The sequence below is a fragment of the Streptomyces flaveolus genome (genome assembly GCF_000716535.1).
GTDB lineage: Bacteria > Actinomycetota > Actinomycetes > Streptomycetales > Streptomycetaceae > Streptomyces > Streptomyces flaveolus_A.
In genome coordinates this window covers 238,461-257,370 of record NZ_JNWV01000011.1, presented here as the reverse complement: position 1 = coordinate 257,370, position 18,910 = coordinate 238,461, and the positions used below count along the sequence as shown (strand labels likewise).

Genomic DNA, 18,910 nt, shown 5'->3' with positions numbered 1-18,910 from the left:
CCCCCGGCGCGCGCCGGAAACCGGATCCCCTCGCTCCGCTCTCGGGGCCCGTCGCGCCTCTCACGGCTCGTCGCCGGGCGGCGGCGCGGCCGGAAGCCGCAGCGTGAAGACCGTTCCCGCCCCCGGCTCGCTCGTGACCCCGGCGGTGCCGCCGTGGGCGGCCACCAGGTGCCGGACGATCGACAGGCCGAGCCCGCTGCCCCCGGTGCGGCGGCTGCGGGACTTCTCCGCGCGCCAGAACCGCTCGAAGACGAGCGGCAGGTCCTCGGGGGCGATGCCCGAGCCGGTGTCGGTGACGGTGAGCACGGCCTCGTCGCCGTCCCGGCGGGCGGCGAGCGTGACGGTGCCGTCGGCGGGGGTGTGCCGCAGCGCGTTGGAGACCAGGTTCCCGAGGGCCTGCCGCATCCGCACCGGGTCGGCGTCCAGCCAGGCGGCGGCGTCGGCCTCGGTGCGCAGGGCGACCCCGGCGGCGTCGGCGGCGACGCGGTGGGCCGCGGCGACCTGGTCGAGCAGGTCGCCGGCCCGCAGCGGCTCGCGGTGCAGGCGCAGGGTGCCGGCGTCGGCCGCGGCGAGGTCCTGGAGGTCGTCGATGATCCGCTGGAGGACGAGTGCCTCCTCGTGCAGCGATTCCAGCAGCGCCGGGTCGGCGTCGACGACACCGTCCCGGACGACCTCCAGCCAGCCGCGGATGTTGGTGAGCGGGCTGCGCAGCTCGTGCGCGATGTCGCTGACCATGGCCTTGCGCTGGGCTTCGAGGCGGGCGCGGCGCTCGGTGAGGTCGTTGAAGGCCTCGGCGAGGATGCCGGTCTCGTCGCGGGTGGTCACCGGCACGCGCACGTGCAGCTCGGGCGGCTGCTGCGCGGCGAGGGTGAGCGCGCGCAGCGGCCGTACCAGCCGGACGGCGACGACGGCGGTCACGGCGACGGTGACGGCGAGGACCAGACCGGCGACGCCGACCACCTTGGCCTTGTTGGCCGGTGACATGTCGAACCGGGCCGGGTTCTGGTCGCCGATGCCGAGGAACAGCTCCGTCACCGGGGCGACATAGGGCTGGAGCTGGGTGCGACGGGCGGCCTGGACGCAGCGCTCGGCCGTCCGCGCGGCCTCGCCGGTGGCGGGTTTGGCGTACTTGCCGACCAGGTAGCCGCCGAAGGAGTCCTTGCTGCGGGGGTCGGAGGTGAGGAACAGCCGTACGTCGAGGTCGATTCCGCTCTTGCGCAGGCACGGCCGGGCCAGGTCGGACAGGGTGTCCAGGGCCTTCTGCTCGGTCGGGGTGGGGATGTTGAGCCGGCCGTCCTCGCACACGTCGGCGCCGGAGGCGGACGGGTCGGCGCCGTCCGCGACGGTGACGACGGGCCGCCCGCTCGCGGTCCGTTCGACGGTGGCCTGGAGGCCGTAGCGCTCGTAGCACTGTTCGCGTCGCGCGGCCAGCGTGTCCAGCTTGGCGCGTTCCGCGGCCGGCAGCCGGTAGGGGCCCACCACGCGCGGGTCGATGCCGCTGAGCTGGGCGCCGGTCTCGGTGTAGGTGTCGGTGCGCAGCGGGTCGACGGTGGCGGCGGGCCGGGGCGGCAGGGGGGTGCCGCGGGGCGCGGAGTCGGCGACCAGGGTGCGGTCGGCGGTGGTGAGGGCGATCCGGCGTCCGGTGCGGGCGGCCAGCTCCCGCAGGGTCGGCCGGACCCCCGCCCAGTCGGAGTGGGTGGCGGCGTAGCCGCTGAGCTGGGCGAGGATGCGGTTGTCGGCGGCGAGGTCCTGCCCCTGCTCCTCCTTCAGGGCGCTGGTGGTGGTGGTCACGGCGAGCCAGGCGGTGGCCGCCACGGAGCAGACGGCGATCAGTGCGGAGACGAACAGCAGCCGGACGACCAGCCGTTTGCGCACCGGGATCCGGCGCCTCATCGCCGGGTGCCGCTCAGCTTGTAGCCGACGCCGAACACGGTCAGCAGCCGCACCGGCCGCCGCGGGTCGGCCTCGATCTTCCGGCGCAGGTTCATGATGTGCACGTCGACGGCCCGCTCGGTGGAGGCCCGGTCGAAGCCGCGGGTGCAGTGCAGCAGTTGCCGCCGGGTGAACACCCGCTCCGGCTCGCCCGCCATGGCCAGCAGGATCTGGAACTCGGCCGGCGTGCACTCCACCGGCGCGCCGTCGCAGCGCACCTCGTGCCGTACCGGGTCGACGCTGATCCCGGCGGCCCGGACGACCGGGTCGTCGTCCCGGGCGCCGACGCCCCGTCCGCTGCGCCTGAGGACCGTACGGATACGGGCCATCAGCTCGCGCGGGCTGTACGGCTTGGTCAGGTAGTCGTCGGCGCCCACGTCGAGGCCGAGCAACAGGTCGTCCTCGGCGGAGCGGGCGGTGAGCATGACCACCGGGATGTCCGGCTGCTCCGGGCCGGCGCGCAGCGCCCGGCACACGCCGTAGCCGTCGAGGAGCGGGAGCATCAGGTCCAGGACGACGAGGTCGGGCCGCAGCCGGCGGGCGGCGTCGAGCGCCGCCGCGCCGTCGTGCACCACCGTGGCGGTGTGACCCTCGGCCAGCAGGGAGCGGCGGATCAGTTCGGCCTGTTTCTCGTCGTCCTCGGCGACCAGCACATGTGCGCACACGAGTTCGGATCCTAAGCGGCTCAGTGCGCGAGCCAGTCGGCGTGCCCCATGACGACGACCGGGTGCCGGCCGGGGTCGAGGGTGCGCAGGAGGTCCTTCATGTGCGCCTTGGCGACGCTGACGCAGCCGTGGGTGGGTCCGCCGTGGTCGACGTGCAGCCACACTCCCCCGCCGCGCTCCGGGCCGAGCGGCCGGGTCCAGTCCAGGGGCGAGGTGCCGCGCGCGCGGTTGTAGTCGATGGCGATGACGTAGTCGAAGGAGCCCTCCAGGGGTTCGCCCTCGAAGCCGGTGCCGGGCGAGTGGAATCCGCTGGAGTGGTGGTACGGGAGCTTGGCGCCGGGGTCCGGGAGCAGGCCGCCGGCGTCGGAGAGGGTGTAGACGCCGATCGGGGAGCGCAGGTCGCCGAGCATGTGGTGGGCGCTCCAGCCGTGCAGCGCGTTGTGGCCGGGCCAGGCGGGTCCGGCCTGCCAGCCGGTGGCGGTGCGCTGGTGCAGGACGACGGTGCAGAGCGGGGAGTTCTCGCCGCGCCCGGTGACGACGACGGCCTGGGTGCAGCGCGCGGGTATCGCCGCGGTCCGCTCGGGCCCGAGGCCGGGTATGCCGCGCGGGGCCGACGGGCTGGGGGTGCCGGGGGTGGGTGCCGGTGCCGGACGGCGGGCCGGGGTCCGGCGTTCGGTCGCCTCGGCTCCGCCGCCGCAGCCGGTGAGCAGCAGCGGGGAGGCGAGGAGAGCGACGGCGGTTCTGCGTCGGATCATGTGCCGATCTTGACCGGCAGTTGTTTGGAACCGGTCAGCGTCGGGGGTGCCGGAACGCGGAACCGGTCGAAGTTCAGGGGCGGTCCGGCTTGCCCCGCGTGTACAGCCAGGTGTGGAACAGCCCGTCCAGCCGCTTCCCCGAAGTCTTCTCGGCGAGCGTGACGAACTGTGCCGTGGTCCCGTGCCCGCCGCGGTGCCCGGTCGCCCAGGCGCGCAGGATCCGGAAGAAGTCCCGGTCGCCGACGGCCCGGCGCAGCTCGTGCAGGGCCATGGCGCCGCGGGCGTAGACGGGCGTGCCGAAGATGTTCTCGCCGCTGCCCGGGTCGCCGGGCGGGTAGTCCCACAACTCGTCGCTCGCGGGGCGGGCGTAGAGGGAGTCGAAGGCCTGCTGGGCGCTTTGGCCGCCGTGGCTCTCGTCGTAGAGCCACTCGGCGTAGGTGGCGAAGCCCTCGTTGAGCCAGATGTCCTTCCAGGCGGTGAGGGTGACGGAGTCGCCGAACCACTGGTGGGCGCTCTCGTGGACGAGGGTGTCGAGGTCGGGTGCGGAGTCGTAGACCGGCCGGGTCTGGGTCTCCAGGGCGTAGCCGACGTCCGGCGCGTGGTCGACGATGGCGCCGGCGGCCCGGAACGGGTACGGCCCGAACAGCTTGCTCTCCCACTCCAGCACGGAGGGCAGTTTCTTCAGCGCGGGGGCGGCGGCGCGGGCCTCGCGGGCGTCGACGGCGTTGTACACCTGGATGCCGTCGCGGGTGGTGTACCGCTGGACCTGGAACCGTCCGATGGTGGCGGTGGCCAGGTAGGCGGCCATGGGCTGGGTCTCGCGCCAGCGGAAGGTCGTCCTCCCGTGGGCGGTGCGCTGTCCGAGGAGGACGCCGTTGGCGACGGCGGTGCGCCCCTCGGGCACGGTGATGGTGAAGTCGTACGACGCCTTGTCCTTGGGGTGGGCATTGGCCGGGAACCACGTCATCGCGCCCTGCGGTTCCCCGGCGACGAACGCGCCGTCGTCGGTGGGGATCCAGCCGTCGGCCGAGCCGTCGGGGTCGGTGACCGGCTTCGGGGTGCCGTGGTAGGCGACCGTGACGCGGAACTCCTGCCCGGCGCGCAGGGCGTGGCGGGGGGTGACGACGAGTTCCTGGCCGGCGCGCCGGAAGGCCGCCTTCGCGCGGTCGACGGTGACGGCGGTGACCTTCAGGCCCGCGAGGTCGAGGTCGAAGCGGGTGAGCCGCTGGGTGGCGCGGGCGGTGAGCACCGCGGTGGCGTCCAGGTCGCGGGAGGAGGTGTCGTAACGCAGCGTCAGGTCGTAGTGGCGGACGTCGTAGCCGCCGTTGCCGCTCAGCGGGAAGTACGGGTCGCCCGCGCCGGGCGCTCCGGTGGTGCCCGGGGCCGTGGGTCCGGCGGCGCCGAGGAGTGCGGCCACGGCGACGGGGACGGTGGCGAGCACGGCGGCACGGCGTCGGGCGGGCTGTCTGCGGGGTGGCGTCACATGCGCTCCTCGGAAGTGGCCGGTGATCGACTGGCCGACAGAGTAGGCGCGGTGCGGGCCCGGTTTCCCCCTTGTTCCGGTCAAGTCCTGTCGCGTCGCCGCCGGGTGGGGGCGGCTCGGCGCAGTACGCTCGCACAACCGTCCACGACCCGAGAGGGGCCCCCACCGTGAGCGTGCGTGTGCGCCGGATCTACGAACCGCCCGAGCCCGACGACGGCCTGCGCGTGCTGGTCGACCGGCTGTGGCCGCGCGGTCTCGCCAAGGACGCGGTACAGGTGGACGAGTGGCCGAAGGAACTGACCCCGTCGAGCGAGCTGCGCACGTGGTATCACGGCGGGGGCTCCTACGAGGAGTTCCGGAGCCGGTACGAGCAGGAGCTGGAGGCTCCCCGGGCCGCCGAACTGCTGGACCGCCTCCGGACGGAGGCCCGCGAGGGCACGGTGACCCTCCTCACGGCGTCCAAGAAGACCGAGGAGAGCCACGCGCACGTCCTCGCGGAGCTGTTGCGGGACTGAGGTCAGCCGGTGTGCCGGGCCGCGTGCCGGCCGGCCGCGCGGCCCGAGAACAGGCAGCCGCCGAGGAAGGTGCCCTCCAGGGCGTTGTAGCCGTGGACACCGCCGCCGCCGAACCCGGCGACCTCGCCGGCCGCGTACAGCCCCTCGATCGGCGTGCCGTCGGTGCCGAGCGCCCGGGAGTCCAGGTCGGTCTGGATGCCGCCGAGGGTCTTGCGGGTCAGCACGTGCATCCGGACCCCGATGAGGGGGCCCGCGGCCGGGTCGAGGAGGCGGTGCGGGGTGGCGACGCGGCCGAGCCGGTCGCCGATGTAGCGGCGGGCGTTGCGGATGCCCTGGACCTGGGCGTCCTTGCTGTAGGGGTTGGCGATCTGCAGGTCGCGGGCCTCGATCTGGCGGCGCACCTCGGCCGCGTCCAGCAGCGGCTTCCCGGTCAGGGCGTTCATCTTCTCGACGAGCTGCTCCAGGCTGCCGGCGGTGACGAAGTCGGCGCCGTGGTCGAGGAAGGCCTGCACCGGTGCGGGGGCACCCTTGCCGAGCAGCCGGTCGCGCAGGACGGCCTTGCGGTCCTTGGCGGTGATGTCGGGGTTCTGCTCGGAGCCGGAGAGCGCGAACTCCTTCTCGACGATCTTCCGGGTGAGGACGAACCAGGAGTGGTCGTACCCGGCGATGTCCTCGGTGGTGCGCAGGTACCTGAGGGTGCTGAGGGTGTCGTAGCCGGGCAGGCAGGGGTCGGGCAGCCGGCGGCCGAGGGCGTCGAGCCATATGGAGGACGGGCCGGGCAGGAGGCGGATGCCGTGGCCCGGCCATATCGGGTCCCAGTTCCGCAGGCCCTCGGTGTAGTGCCACATGCGGTCGCGGTTCACCAGGCGTACGCCGGCCTCGGCGCTGATGTCGAGCATGCGGCCGTCCACGTAGGCGGGGACGCCGGTGACCATCTCGGCGGGGGGTGTGCCGAGCCGCTCGGGCCAGTGGCGGCGGACGATGTCGTGGTCGGCGCCGATGCCGCCGGTGGTGACGACCACGGCCTGGGCGGTGAGTTCGAAGTCGCCGGCGCGCTCGCGGCTGGAGGCGACGCCGCGCGGGGAGTCGTCGGGGGCGAGGACGGTGCCGCGCACACCGCGTGCCGTGCCGCCCTCGATGACCAGCTCGTCCACCCGGTGGCGGTGGTGGAAGGTCAGCAGCCCGTCCCGGGAGGCCTGCCGGGCGTACCGCACGAAGGGCTCGACCACGCCGGTGCCGCTGCCCCAGGCGATGTGGAAGCGGGGTACGGAGTTGCCGTGCCCGTCCGCCCGCAGGTCACCGCGCTCGGCCCAGCCGACCGTGGGCAGCAGATCGATGCCGTGCTGCTGGAGCCAGGACCGCTTCTCGCCGGCCGCGAACTCGACGTAGGCACGGGCCCAGCGCACCGCCCAGGAGTCCTCGTCGGCGAGCCGGTCGAACCGCGCGCTGCCCCGCCAGTCGCTCCAGGCGAGGGCGAAGGAGTCCTTGACGCCGAGGCGGCGCTGCTCGGGCGAGTCCACGAGGAAGAGCCCGCCGAAGGCCCAGAACGCCTGGCCGCCGAGGTTGGCGGCGTTCTCCTGGTCGACCAGGGCCACCCGGCGGCCCCGGCTGGTGAGTTCGTGTGCCGCGACCAGGCCGGCGAGACCCGCTCCGACGACGATGACGTCCGCGTCCATGACGACTGTGTCCTTCCTGACGGTGCTCGGTGCCGGCCCGTGCCGGTGCGCGTGCGCCGGTACGACGGTGCTGTGCCGGCCGGGCTCATGTGGCGGGGGTGCGGCTGCCGTCCGTGAGCAGCGCGGTGAGCAGCTGCCCCAGCCAGGCCCGGGCGGCCTCGACGTCCCGGTCGAGCAGCAGTTGGGTGGTGACCCCGTCGTACGCGGCGACCACGGCGTGCGCGGCGCCGTCGACGTCGCCGAGCACGGCGGGCAGTGCGGTGTGGCCCCGGGCCCGGGAGAGCCGGTCGGCGATGGCCTGCCGGAGCCGGGCGCGGTGGTCGAGGAGGGCCCGGGCGACGGCCGGGTTCCGGGCGGCGTGCACCAGGAAGTCGGTCTTGACCAGCAGCCAGTCGACGTCGAGCAGCAGCACCTCGGTGACCCGGTCCACGGAGGCGGGCACGTCGAGGTCGGGCCCGTCCTGGGCGAGCGCGTCGGCCACCTGGGCGGCGATGAGGTCGGCGCGCTGCTGGTAGAGGGCGAAGAACAGCTCGTCCAGGGTGGCGAAGTTCGAGTAGAAGGCGCCCCGGCTGAATCCGGCGGCCTCGCAGACCTCCTCGATGGAGACGCGCCCGTAGCCCTTGGCCGCGAACACCTCGAACGCGGCGTCGAGCAGTCGGGCACGGGTGCGGACCCGGCGCCGGGTGACGCGTCCGGCCGTCTCCATGGCTGCCTCCCTCGTTGAATACGCGAATGTATCGGATACACCGATGTATCGAAACCCTCTGGGAGCGCACTGATCAAATGGAACGGATTTTCGATTAAGGAGTACGCTGGTCCCATGTCCACGCACCTCCAGGGCTCCCTGTTCGACCAGACCGACGAGCTGCGGCTCGGCCCGCTCGACGGGCTGCGCCGGACCGAGCTGGGCTCCGGCGCCTGGATCGACGTACTCCCGGGCTGGCTGAGCGGCGCCGACGACCTGTTCGAACGCCTGGCGGCCGAGGTCCCGTGGCGGGCGGAGCAGCGCAAGATGTACGACAACGTGGTGGCCGTGCCGCGCCTGCTCGCCTTCTACCGGGCCCAGGACCCACTGCCCCACCCGATCCTCGACGAGGCCCGCACGGCCCTGTCCCGGCACTACGCCGAGGAGCTGGGTGAGCCGTTCACCACCGCGGGGCTGTGCTACTACCGCGACGGCCGGGACAGCGTCGCCTGGCACGGCGACCGGATCGGCCGCGGCTCCCGGGAGGACACGATGGTCGCGATCCTCTCCGTCGGTGAGCCCCGCGACCTGCTGCTGCGGCCCGCCGGCGGAGGCGGTACGGCGGTCCGGCGCCCGCTCGGCCACGGCGACCTCATCGTGATGGGCGGCTCCTGCCAGCGCACCTGGGAGCACTGCGTCCCCAAGACCAGCCGGTCCACGGGACCGCGCATCAGCATCCAGTTCCGCCCGCAGGGTGTGCACTGACGACCGGACCCGCTCGCGCGGGACCAGCGCCCATCTGGTTGGCTGTCCCCGACGATCCGCCGCTGAGGGCTCGGAGAGATCATGCGGGCAGAGGTAAGACAGGTGGCCGACGGCACCTACCTGGTGCACGGCCACAACACGAACTGGGTGATCCTCAAGGACGGTGACGCCGTCACGCTGGTGGACACCGGGTATCCCGGGGACCGGCAGGGGCTGCTGGAGTCCCTCGCGGAGGTGGGGAGTTCACCGGACGCGGTCGCCGCCGTCCTCATCACCCACGCGCACAACGACCATCTGGGCTCCGCCGAGTACCTGCGCGCCGCCCACGGCACCCCCGTCTATCTCCACCCCGCCGAAGTCCCGCACGCCCGGCGTGACTTCCTTCAGCAGGCGACCATCGCCGACGTGGTCCGCAACGCCTGGCGGCCCGGCGTGCTGCCCTGGGCGGTGCACGTGATCCGCGTGGGCGGCACGGAGCAGCACCCCGTCAAGGCGCCCGAGCCGTTCCCCGCCGAGGGAGCGCTCGACCTGCCGGGGCGGCCGGTCCCCGTCCACACCCCCGGCCACACGGACGGCCACTGCGTCTTCCACCTGCCCGACGCCGGCGTCGTGATCTCCGGGGACGCCCTGGTCAGCGGGCACGCCACCTCCCGGGTCAAGGGCCCGCAACTGCTGCCCGACTTCTTCCACCACGACCGCGCGCGCACGCTGGCCTCCCTGGATGTGGTCGGCGCGCTCGACGGCGACACCCTGCTGCCCGGCCACGGACCGGTCCACCACGGTCCGGTGCGGGCCGCCGCCGAGCAGGCCCGCGAACGAGCGTCGTAGGCGAACGCGCGTCCCGGGCCGACGAGCCTCCCGGAAGGACCGGCCGCCCGGAGCACCGGGCCTCCTGACGGACCGGGCTCCTCGAACACACGCGCGGGGCCTTAGGGTTCGTGCCATGGCCTTGCAGATCAGCGCCACGAACCCGGAGCACCCCGCGCTCCTCCTCTCCCTGCCCTGGGACACGCCGCTGGAGGAGTGGCCCGAGGAGTACCTCGTGCCGCTCCCCCGCGGCATCTCCCGGCACGTGGTGCGCTACGCGCACGCCGGCGACGAGGTGATCGCCGTCAAGGAGCTGGCCGAGCGGCCCGCACTGCGCGAGTACGAGCTGCTGCGCGACCTGGACCGGCTCGGCATCCCCGCCGTCGACCCGCTCGCCGTGGTCACCGGCCGCACCGACCCCTCCGGCGCCCCGCTGGAGCCGGTGCTCGTCACCCGGCACCTGCGCGGCTCGATGCCGTACCGGTCGATGTTCGAGACGACCATGCGCCCGGCGACCATGCACCGGCTCATGGACGCCCTCGCCGTGCTGCTGGTCCGCCTCCATCTGGCGGGGTTCGCCTGGGGCGACTGCTCGCTGTCCAACACCCTGTTCCGGCGGGACGCGGGCGCCTACGCGGCCTATCTCGTCGACGCCGAGACCGGCGACCTGCACCCCCGGCTCAGCCCCGGGCAGCGGGAGTACGACCTGGACCTGGCCCGCGTGAACATCAGCGGCGAGCTGCTGGACCTGGAGGCGTCCGGCGCGCTGCACCCGTCCGTCGACCCGGTCGAGTTCGGCCACGAGATCTGCACCCGCTACCAGGGGCTGTGGCAGGAGCTGACCCGCACCTCGGTGTACCCGGCGGGCAAGTACCACTACATCGAGCGCCGGATCCGCCGCCTGAACGACCTCGGCTTCGACGTCGCCGAGATGCAGATCGAGCACTCGTCCAACGGCGACACCGTCACCTTCGTGCCGAAGGTCGTCGACGCCGGCCACCACCAGCGCCAGCTGCTCCGGCTGACCGGCCTGGACGCCGAGGAGAACCAGGCCCGGCGGCTGCTGAACGACCTGGAGAGCTGGATGGCCACCCAGGACGACTACGCGCCCGGCGACCCCCTGGCCGCCCGCCCGGAGGTCCTGGCGCACCGCTGGGTGCGGGACGTGTTCCGGCCGACCGTGCGGGCGGTGCCGCCGGAGCTGCGCGGCTCCATGGACCCGGCCGAGATCTACCACGAGCTCCTCGAACACCGCTGGTACCTGTCCGAGCGCGCGCAGCACGACATAGGCCTCGACACCGCCGTCGAGGACTACATCGAGAACGTGCTGCCCAAGGCCCGGGCCGGCCTGGAGACGGCCGACCCGGAGTAGGTCACTCGTGCGGGACCACGGCCACCGGGCAGTCGGCGTGGTGCAGCACCCCGTGCGCGACCGAGCCGATCCGGGCGCCGACGGCGGTACGGCGCGCCCGGCGCCCGACCACCATCAACTGGGCCCGGCCGGTCATCGACAGCAGCACCTGGCCGGCGCTGCCCATCTCGACGTGCTCGGCCACGGGCACCTCGGGGAACCGCTCCCGCCACGGCTGGAGGGCGTCGGCCAGCGCCTGCTTCTCGTACGGTTCGAGACCGCCCGCGTCGTCCAGCAGCCTGAGCGAACCGGGGCTGTAGGCGAAGACCGGTGGCAGGGTCCACGCCCGGACCGCGCGGACGGCCGCGCCGCGGGCCGCCGCCGTCTCGAACGCGAACCGCAGCGCCGCCGCGCTGTCCTCCGGGCCACCGTGCTGGCCGACCACGACCTCCCGGCCGGCCGCCTCCGCCGTGGGCTGGTCCCCGGCCCGCACCAGGACCACGGGCCGGGTCGCCTCCGCGATCACCTGCTGGCCGACCGAGCCCAGCAGGAACCCGACGACGGGGCCGTGGCCGCGCGAACCGAGCACCAGCATCTCGGCCTCGGCCGCCGCGCCGGCCAGCGCGTGCGCGGCCGCGCCCTCCACCACGTCGGTGGTCACCGGCAGCCCGGGGTGCCGCTCGGAGACGGTGCGCACGGCCTCGGCGACGCCCTCCGAAACCCAGCCGCGCTGGGTGTCCCGGTCGGCGGTGGCCAGCGCCTCGGCGTACCGCCAGGCATGCACCACCCGCAGCGGCAGCCCCCGGCGTACGGCCTCCCGCGCCGCCCAGTCCAGCGCGGCCAGGCTCTCCTCCGTACCGTCCACCCCTGCCGTGATCGGGCGTGTCATCCGTGGGCCTCCTCGTCGTCGCGTCCTCGGGTACCGGGTGCCCGCTGTCGGGCACCGGCGCACCGTCATGATGATCTCTCCCACGGGCCGTCGCACCGGTTCCCCGGACAGCGGGCGCGCTCGGTGGTCGCTGTGAGGCAAGTACCGGTCTCCGTCGGACAAGCGCAACCCGGTGGACCGAACATACGATGGCCTGGAACGGTGCGGTGGTCCGCACGACACCGACCGGGGGGATCCGGCAACTCGGGTGGGAGACGTATGACACAGGCCGCCGACACCGCGCGGACCGTCATCCTGACCGTGGACGACGACCCGGGGGTCTCCCGCGCCGTCGCCCGCGATCTCAGACGGCGCTACGGCGAGTCGTACCGGATCGTGCGCGCGGAGTCCGGCGAGTCCGCGCTGGACGCGCTGCGCGAGCTGAAGCTGCGCGGCGACCTCGTCGCGGTGATCCTGGCCGACTACCGCATGCCGCAGATGAACGGCATCGAGTTCCTGGAGCAGGCGCTCGACGTGTATCCGGGGGCGCGCCGGGTGCTGCTGACCGCGTACGCGGACACCAACGCGGCGATCGACGCGATCAACGTGGTCGACCTGGACCACTACCTGCTCAAGCCCTGGGACCCTCCGGAGGAGAAGCTCTACCCGGTCCTGGACGATCTGCTGGACGCGTGGCGCAACAGCGCCTACAAGCCGGTGCCCAGCACCAAGGTCGTCGGGCACCGCTGGTCGGCGCGCTCCTCCGACGTGCGGGAGTTCCTGGCCCGCAACCAGGTGCCGTACCGCTGGTACTCGGTGGAGGAGCCGGAGGGGCAGCGGCTGCTGGCGGCGGCGGGGCAGGACGGGCAGCGGCTGCCGCTGGTGATCACCCCGGACTGCACGGTCCTGGTCGAGCCCGAGGCGCCCGAGCTGGCCGCCCACGTGGGCCTGGCGACGACGCCGACGGCCGACTTCTACGACCTCATCGTGATCGGCGGCGGCCCGGCCGGGCTCGGCGCGGCCGTGTACGGGGCCTCCGAGGGGCTGCGGACCGTGCTGGTGGAGCGCTCGGCGACCGGCGGGCAGGCCGGGCAGAGCTCCCGGATCGAGAACTACCTGGGCTTCCCCGACGGGGTCTCCGGCGCCCAGCTCACCGACCGGGCCCGGCGGCAGGCGGCCAAGTTCGGCGCCGAGATCCTGACCACCCGCGAGGTGACGGGCCTGGAGGTCAACGGCGCCGCACGGGTCGTACGGTTCGCGGACGGCTCGGCGATCGCCGCGCACAGCGTGATCCTCGCGACCGGGGTGCAGTACCGCCAGCTGGAGGCGGCGGGCTGCACCGACCTGACCGGCTGCGGCGTGTTCTACGGCTCGGCGCTGACCGAGGCCGCCTCCTGCCAGGGCCAGGACGTGTACATCGTCGGCGGCGCCAACTCGGCGGGCCAGGCGGCCATGTACCTGTCGCGCGGCGCGAAGTCGGTGACACTGCTGGTGCGCGGCCCGGACCTGTCGGCGTCCATGTCGCACTACCTGATCCAGCAGATCAGCGAGGCACCGAACATCTCGGTGCGCTGCCACACGGTCGTCGAGGAGGCGCACGGCGCCGAGCACCTGGAGCAGCTGACGCTGCGCGACACGGTGTCCGGGGAGACCGAGCGGGTCGACGCGCAGTGGATGTTCGTGTTCATCGGCGCCGCCCCGCTGACCGACTGGCTGGGCGACACGGTGCTGCGCGACGGGCGCGGGTTCATCCTGGCCGGGCCCGACCTGACCGCCGACGGGCGGCCGCCGTCCGGCTGGGAGCTGGACCGGCCGCCGTACCACCTGGAGACCAGCATCCCCGGGGTGTTCGTGGCGGGTGACGCGCGCGCCGAGTCCGCCAAGCGAGTCGCGTCCGCCGTCGGAGAGGGAGCCATGGCCGTGATGCTCGTCCACCGGTATCTGGAGCAGTCATGAGCGGGCAGATCGTGGCGTGCAGCCCGCAGGAGATCGGCTCCCTGTTCCTCTTCGAGAAGCTGACCCCCGAGCAACTGGGCCGGCTGTGCGCGCAGGGGCGGGTGGAGCTGTTCCAGCCCGGCCCGGTGTACACCGAGGGCGACCCGGCCACCTGCTTCTTCGTGATGATCGAGGGCACGGTCGTGCTGTCCCGCCGGGTCGGCGGTGACGACGTCGAGGTCACCCGGACCTCGCAGCCCGGGGTGTACGCGGGCGCGATGCAGGCGTACCTCGGCGACCGGGTGCGGCAGGTCTACAACAACTCCATGCGGGTCACGGTGCCGACGCGGTTCTTCGTGCTGCCGGCGGACCTCTTCGCGGACGTCATGCGCGAGTGGTTCCCGATGGCCGTGCACCTGCTGGAGGGCCTGTTCTTCGGGACGAAGAACACCCAGGCGATGATCGGGCAGCGGGAGCGGCTGCTGGCGCTGGGCTCGCTGTCGGCGGGCCTCACGCACGAGCTGAACAACCCCGCCGCGGCGGCGGTCCGGGCGACCGCGACCCTGCGGGAGCGGGTCGCCAAGATGCGGCGCAAGCTCGGCGTGATCGCCGAGGGCCCGTTCTCCCGCGATGTGCTGGTGAGCCTGGTCGAGATCCAGGAGCGCACCGCGGAGCGGGTGGCGAAGGCGCCGGCGCTCAGTCCGCTGGAGGCCAGCGACCGGGAGGACACGCTCACCGACTGGCTGGAGGACCACGGCATCGACCACGGCTGGCAGCTCGCGCCCACCTTCGTGCAGGCCGGGCTCGACGTGGACTGGCTGGAGCACGTCGCGGCGGTGGTGGACGAGGAGATCCTGCCCAACGCGGTGGGCTGGCTCAACTACACCATCGAGACCGAGCTGTTGATGAACGAGATCGAGGACTCCACCACCCGCATCTCGCACCTGGTCGACGCGGCGAAGCAGTACTCGCAGCTGGACCGGGCGCCGTACCGGGTGGTGGACGTGCACGAACTCCTCGACAGCACGCTGCTGATGCTCTCCGGGAAGATCGGTCCGGGCATCGAGGTCGTCAAGGAGTACGACCGTACGGTCCCGCCGGTGCCCGCGTACCCGGCCGAGCTGAACCAGGTGTGGACCAACCTGGTGGACAACGCCGTCTCGGCCATGAACGGCGCGGGCGGCCAGGGGACGCTGACCGTGCGGACGGCGCTCCACAACGAGCGGCTGCTGGTCGAGTTCCGGGACACCGGTCCCGGTGTGCCGCCGGAGATCAAGGACCGGATCTTCGACCCGTTCTTCACCACCAAGCCGGTCGGCGAGGGCACCGGGCTCGGCCTGGACATCTCCTGGCGGATCGTCGTCAACAAGCATCACGGCGCCCTGCGGGTCGAGTCGGTGCCCGGTGACACCCGCTTCCAGGTGCTGCTCCCCCTGACCGCCGAGACCCCCGACGAGGAGCCGGTATGAACGACATCGACGGAATCGACCCCAGCGTCCCGCCCAGCGGCACGGGCTGCGTGGAGTGCGAGGAGGCGGGCGGCTGGTGGTTCCACCTCCGCCGGTGCGCGCAGTGCGGGCACATAGGCTGCTGTGACGACTCCCCGTCGAAGCACGCCAGCGCCCACTACCGGGAGACGGGACACCCGATCATCCAAAGCTACGAGCCGGGCGAGGACTGGTTCTGGGACTTCAGCACCGACCAGCTCTACGGCTCCGGGCCGGAACTCGCTCCCCCGGACTGCCATCCCGCCGACCAGCCGGTACCGGGTCCGGCGGGCCGGGTGCCGGCGGACTGGGCGCGGACGCTGCGCTGAGGAACGCGACGGCCGGGCCGGGGTCGTCCCCGGCCCGGCCGTCGCGTTCCCCGGGGCGCGGCCCTCAGCGGGCGCAGTCGAGGCCGTCCAGGTCGACGGCGTCGGCCATGGCCTGCATGCCCTTGTCGTTGGGGTGCAGGTGATCGCCGCCGTCGAGGAACGGCAGCAAGCGCTCGGGGTCGTACGGGCTGCGCAGCACGCGGTCGAAGTCGGTGACGGCGTCGACGTCGTCGCTGCCGCGCACGAACCGGTTCACCTCCTGTCGTACGGCCTCTGCGGCCGGGTCCCATTCCGACCAGCCCTTGAACGGTGCGACGGTCGCGGCGACCACGCACTTGCCCGCCGCGTGCGCCCGCCGGGCGATCTCCCGGTAACCGGCGATGAGATCGTCCGCGGTGACACCGGTGTGGGCCTTGATGTCGTTCACGCCTTCGAAGAGGAAGACCGTGCGCACCCCGGGCTGGGACAGCACGTCCCGGTCCAGCCGGTGCAGCGCGGCCTGTCCGGCGCCGTCCGCGAGGACCTTGTTGCCCGAGATGCCCTCGTTGGCCACGCCCTGGACGGGCCCGCCGGCCGCGTGCAGACGCCGGGCGAGGTAGTCGGGCCAGCGGCGGTTCAGGTCGGTGGTGGACTGCCAGCCGTCGGTGATGGAGTCGCCGAGCGCGGCCACGGCACCGTCGGCCGGCCGGGAGGGCCGTACGGCGACGGAGTCGATGTACCACCAGGACCCGGTGGTCTGCGTCCAGTTCGCTCCGCTCTCCTCGGCGGTGTGCTCGCCCTGTCCGGTGTAGGAGGTCTGCATCGCCATCCAGTGGCCGGTGGCCGGGCCGGCCGCGTCCGGGGTGCGCAGACTGATGAGCAGGTCGGTGCCGGCGGCGATCCGGCCGGGCAGCGGGTCGCTCCAGGCGACGGCCCCCGCCGGGACGGTGACCGTGCGGGCGCCGCCGAAGGTGAGCGGCCGGTTGCTGCCCGGCCGCAGGGCGGCGCCCTGGGCGCGCACTCCCGCGTAGACGCCGTCCAGGGTCAGCGGCCGGTCGCCGAAGGCGTTGGTGAAGCGCACGCGCAGGTCGCTGCCGCCGACGCTGGTGTGGACGACGAGCCGGTAGGCCTGGCCGGCCGTGCCCTCGCCCATGCGGTCGGCGCTCGCCGCCCAGGTGACCACGCCGGTGGCCCGGGTGGCGGACTCGGGCAGCGTGGCGGCCCGGGCGGCGGGCGCGGACTGGCAGACGACGGCGGTGAGCAGGACGGCGAGGACGCGCCAGCAGCGTCCGAAGCGGGCGCTCACCGGGAGAAGTCCCGGAGCGTGACGGTCTCGCCGGGCCGGACGCGGACCGTGCGGAACGTGCCCGCGTGGCCCACGGAGGTCGTGGTGCCGCCGATGCTGTGCAGCCGTACCTCGGTGGGTTTCCCGTCCCGCCACTCCAGGTCGACGACGAAACCGCCGCGGGCCCCGGCTCCGGTGAGCGAACCGGCCGCGGCCCAGGCGTCCGGGAGGGCCGGCAGCAGTTCCAGGTGCCCGGGGCGGGAGTAGAGCAGCATCTCGGCGACGGCGGCCGGGGTGCCGAAGTTGGCGTCGATCTGGAAGATGCCCCGGCCCCGCTCGACCTCGTAGATGTCGAAGAGGTTGGACGCGGTGCCGTTGCCGCCGTCGGTGGAGGGGCGCAGGTTGGTGACGACGAGCTGGTAGGCCTTGTCGGCGTTCTTCAGCCGGGCCCAGCACAGGGCGCGCCAGGCGTTGGCCCAGCCGAAGCTGTTCATGCCGCGCGCGGTGAGCAGGGCGGTGGCGCCGGTGACGATGTCGGCGGGGGTGGAGCCGTCGGGCCGGATGCGGTCGCCGGGGAACAGGCCGACGAGCGGGGAGAGGTGCCGGTGGGTGGTCTCGCCGAGGTCGTCCGGGGACATCCACTCCTCGAGCAGGCCGGTCTTCGGGCTCACCACGGGCAGGTACAGCTTGTCGCGCAGGGCGCCGATGGTGCGCGCGTACCCGGCGTCCCGGCCCAGTTCACGTGCCGCGGTGCGGTAGTTGCCGAAGAGGGCCCAGACCAGCTCCTGGGCGTAGGTGATGCCCTTGGCGTCGAGCGGGCCCTGCTCGGGCGACCAGTCGCTGTCGGCGATCAGGACCTCGCGGCCGCTGTCGGGCAGCGTGGTGGTGAGCAGCCGGGCCTCCCAGAACTCGCAGGCGCCCTTGAGCAGTGGGTAGATCTTCTCCAGGTGGGCGCGGGAGTTGGTGTACTCGTAGTGCTCGAACAGGGAGTTGCACACCCAGGCGTTCCCGGCCGGGTGCCACCACCAGCCTCCGCCGCCGAAGGGGTTGGTGGAGATGGCGAGGGTCCAGCCGGCGTTCTTGCCGCTGGAGTTGCGGTAGCGGTTGCGGGGGTCGTTGAAGAGCCTGCGGGTGAGGTCGGTCCAGGAGGGGAGCTGGGCCACGCAGTAGTCGGTGAACGCGTCGAAGCAGGACGACAGGCCGGCGCGGTCGGCCATCCAGTAGTTCATCTGGAGGTTGATGTCGGTGTGGTAGTCGCCCATCCAGTCCGGGTCGTTGCCGTCGAGCCAGGGCCCCTGGAGGCCGAGCGGCAGGCTGTCCCGGGAGCCGGCGATCATCAGGTAGCGGCCGAAGTGGACGTAGGCGGCTTCCAGTTCGGGGTCGGGTGCGCCGTCGCGGGCGCGGGCCTGGATCCGCTCCCAGGTGTCCAGGGCGCGCTGCTCGGCGGAGGAGGTGCCGAGGGAGAGGCCGAACCGGTCGAAGAGGGCGCGGTGGTCGGCGACGTGCGTGCGCAGCAGGGTGTCGGCGGAGTGCTGTGCGGCGGTACGGACCTTGGTGCGGGCCAGTGCCCGGGGGTCCAGGCCGGGGTCGCGGTAGTGGGCGGCGGCGTCGGGGGTGTAGTTCGTGCCACCGCTGAGCACGACGGTCAGTTCGCGGCAGCCGGTGAACTCCAGGCGCGAGCCGGTCGTGCGGACGGTGCCGCCGCTGCCGTGGGCGGCGACCGCGGCGCCGTAGCGCAGGCCGCCGGGGAAGGCGCCGGCGAAGGAGTCGGCCGTGCCGTTCTCGCCGTGGGTGCCGTCGAGCGTGATCGTGCCGGTGTACCGGCCGCCGCCGCTCTGGCTGAAGTGCAGCACGATGACGTCGTCGGGGTGGCTGGCGAACAGCCGCCGCCGGTAGGTGACGCCGGAGCGGACGTAGGAGGTGGTGATCACGCCCTGGGCGAGGTCGAGGGTGCGGCGGTAGCCGGTGACGGCGGACAGGTCGTGGTCGGGGATGTCGACGGCGAGCCGGGCGAGGAGGGTGAGGGACCCGAAGTCGTCGCGGCCGTAGGGGAACTGTCCGTCGGCGTCCAGGGTGTCGTTGAGGCCGCCGGTCCACATCGTGGCGTCGGTGACGAGGAGGAGTTCCCGGCCGGGGTCGTTGGTGGCGAGGGCGCCGAGGCGGCCGTTGCCGACGGGCAGGCCCTGCTCGATGAGCGAGTGCTCGTCGGCGGGGGCCCGCCACCAGAGCTGGTGGCGGGTGTCGGCGGAGGGCACCGCGGTGGGCCGCTGCGGGGCGGCCGTGGCGGTGAAGGCGGGCAGTGCGGCGAGGGCTCCGGTGGCCGCGGCGAGCGCGAGGAAGCCACGTCTGCTGGGCGGGGTGGGTATCAAGGCGGGCTCCGAACTTCTGTCGGG

The 18,910-nt window shown here is 73.4% G+C and carries 16 protein-coding genes; 7 read left to right on the top strand and 9 right to left on the bottom strand.

What is annotated here, in order from left to right; genetic code table 11:
• Window positions 1-60: 60 nt before the first annotated feature.
• The 4 genes from OO52_RS14420 to OO52_RS14405 form a co-directional block, all read right to left on the bottom strand.
• The gene (locus OO52_RS14420; protein WP_030652885.1) at window positions 61-1,893 is read right to left on the bottom strand and encodes a sensor histidine kinase; all 1,833 of its coding nucleotides are present in this window, start codon (window positions 1,891-1,893) and stop codon (window positions 61-63) included.
• Window positions 1,890-2,597, bottom strand: coding sequence for a response regulator transcription factor (locus OO52_RS14415; RefSeq protein ID WP_030652882.1), 708 nt, complete (start codon window positions 2,595-2,597; stop codon window positions 1,890-1,892). Before OO52_RS14415 ends, OO52_RS14420 begins: the two co-directional genes overlap by 4 nt.
• 20 nt (window positions 2,598-2,617) lie before the next feature.
• Window positions 2,618-3,352, bottom strand: coding sequence for a L,D-transpeptidase family protein (locus OO52_RS14410; protein WP_030652879.1), 735 nt, complete (start codon window positions 3,350-3,352; stop codon window positions 2,618-2,620).
• A 73-nt stretch (window positions 3,353-3,425) separates the two neighbouring features.
• Window positions 3,426-4,835 (bottom strand): M1 family metallopeptidase, encoded by a 1,410-nt coding sequence (locus OO52_RS14405; protein ID WP_030652876.1) that lies wholly within the window; start codon window positions 4,833-4,835, stop codon window positions 3,426-3,428.
• 167 nt (window positions 4,836-5,002) lie between these two features.
• On the opposite strand from OO52_RS14405, the gene OO52_RS14400 reads away from it, so the two are divergent.
• The gene (locus tag OO52_RS14400; protein WP_030652873.1) at window positions 5,003-5,350 is read left to right on the top strand and encodes a DUF488 domain-containing protein; all 348 of its coding nucleotides are present in this window, start codon (window positions 5,003-5,005) and stop codon (window positions 5,348-5,350) included.
• 2 nt (window positions 5,351-5,352) lie between these two features.
• Here the strand turns inward: OO52_RS14400 and OO52_RS14395 are convergent, their stop codons facing one another.
• Window positions 5,353-7,026 carry an FAD-binding dehydrogenase gene (locus OO52_RS14395; protein WP_030652871.1) on the bottom strand — a complete coding sequence of 558 codons (1,674 nt, stop codon included), beginning with the start codon at window positions 7,024-7,026 and terminating at the stop codon, window positions 5,353-5,355.
• A gap of 85 nt (window positions 7,027-7,111) precedes the next feature.
• Window positions 7,112-7,732 carry a TetR/AcrR family transcriptional regulator gene (locus OO52_RS14390; RefSeq protein ID WP_030652869.1) on the bottom strand — a complete coding sequence of 207 codons (621 nt, stop codon included), beginning with the start codon at window positions 7,730-7,732 and terminating at the stop codon, window positions 7,112-7,114.
• 114 nt (window positions 7,733-7,846) lie between these two features.
• Here OO52_RS14390 and OO52_RS14385 point away from each other — a divergent pair, with 114 nt between their 5' ends.
• The 3 genes from OO52_RS14385 (at window position 7,847) to OO52_RS14375 (ending at window position 10,655) form a co-directional block, all read left to right on the top strand.
• Window positions 7,847-8,476 (top strand): alpha-ketoglutarate-dependent dioxygenase AlkB, encoded by a 630-nt coding sequence (locus OO52_RS14385; RefSeq protein ID WP_030652868.1) that lies wholly within the window; start codon window positions 7,847-7,849, stop codon window positions 8,474-8,476.
• Between the two features lie 81 nt (window positions 8,477-8,557).
• Window positions 8,558-9,304 carry an MBL fold metallo-hydrolase gene (locus OO52_RS14380; protein WP_030652867.1) on the top strand — a complete coding sequence of 249 codons (747 nt, stop codon included), beginning with the start codon at window positions 8,558-8,560 and terminating at the stop codon, window positions 9,302-9,304.
• A gap of 115 nt (window positions 9,305-9,419) precedes the next feature.
• Window positions 9,420-10,655, top strand: a complete 1,236-nt coding sequence (locus OO52_RS14375; RefSeq protein WP_030652864.1) for a DUF4032 domain-containing protein — start codon at window positions 9,420-9,422, stop codon at window positions 10,653-10,655.
• A 1-nt stretch (window position 10,656) separates the two neighbouring features.
• Here the strand turns inward: OO52_RS14375 and OO52_RS14370 are convergent, their stop codons facing one another.
• Complete coding sequence (locus tag OO52_RS14370; protein WP_030652861.1) at window positions 10,657-11,523, bottom strand: universal stress protein; 867 nt, start codon at window positions 11,521-11,523, stop codon at window positions 10,657-10,659.
• Window positions 11,524-11,781: 258 nt separating this feature from the next.
• Here OO52_RS14370 and OO52_RS14365 point away from each other — a divergent pair, with 258 nt between their 5' ends.
• From OO52_RS14365 to OO52_RS14355, 3 genes are read left to right on the top strand one after another with little or no spacing between them, the layout of a single operon-like run.
• Entirely contained in the window at window positions 11,782-13,458 is a 1,677-nt protein-coding gene (locus OO52_RS14365; RefSeq protein ID WP_030652857.1) for an FAD-dependent oxidoreductase, read from the top strand.
• Complete coding sequence (locus OO52_RS14360) at window positions 13,455-14,906, top strand: ATP-binding protein (RefSeq protein WP_030652854.1); 1,452 nt, start codon at window positions 13,455-13,457, stop codon at window positions 14,904-14,906. Before OO52_RS14365 ends, OO52_RS14360 begins: the two co-directional genes overlap by 4 nt.
• Window positions 14,903-15,253 carry a UBP-type zinc finger domain-containing protein gene (locus OO52_RS14355; RefSeq protein WP_030652850.1) on the top strand — a complete coding sequence of 117 codons (351 nt, stop codon included), beginning with the start codon at window positions 14,903-14,905 and terminating at the stop codon, window positions 15,251-15,253. Before OO52_RS14360 ends, OO52_RS14355 begins: the two co-directional genes overlap by 4 nt.
• A gap of 64 nt (window positions 15,254-15,317) precedes the next feature.
• Here OO52_RS14355 and OO52_RS14350 read toward each other — a convergent pair whose 3' ends face one another.
• Both OO52_RS14350 and OO52_RS14345 read right to left on the bottom strand, forming a co-directional pair.
• On the bottom strand, window positions 15,318-16,538 hold the full coding sequence (locus OO52_RS14350) for an SGNH/GDSL hydrolase family protein (RefSeq protein WP_030652848.1): 1,221 nt from the start codon (window positions 16,536-16,538) through the stop codon (window positions 15,318-15,320).
• Entirely contained in the window at window positions 16,535-18,886 is a 2,352-nt protein-coding gene (locus OO52_RS14345) for a glycosyl hydrolase family 95 catalytic domain-containing protein (RefSeq protein WP_030652845.1), read from the bottom strand. The genes OO52_RS14350 and OO52_RS14345 overlap by 4 nt, the downstream gene beginning before the upstream one ends.
• Window positions 18,887-18,910: the final 24 nt, after the last annotated feature.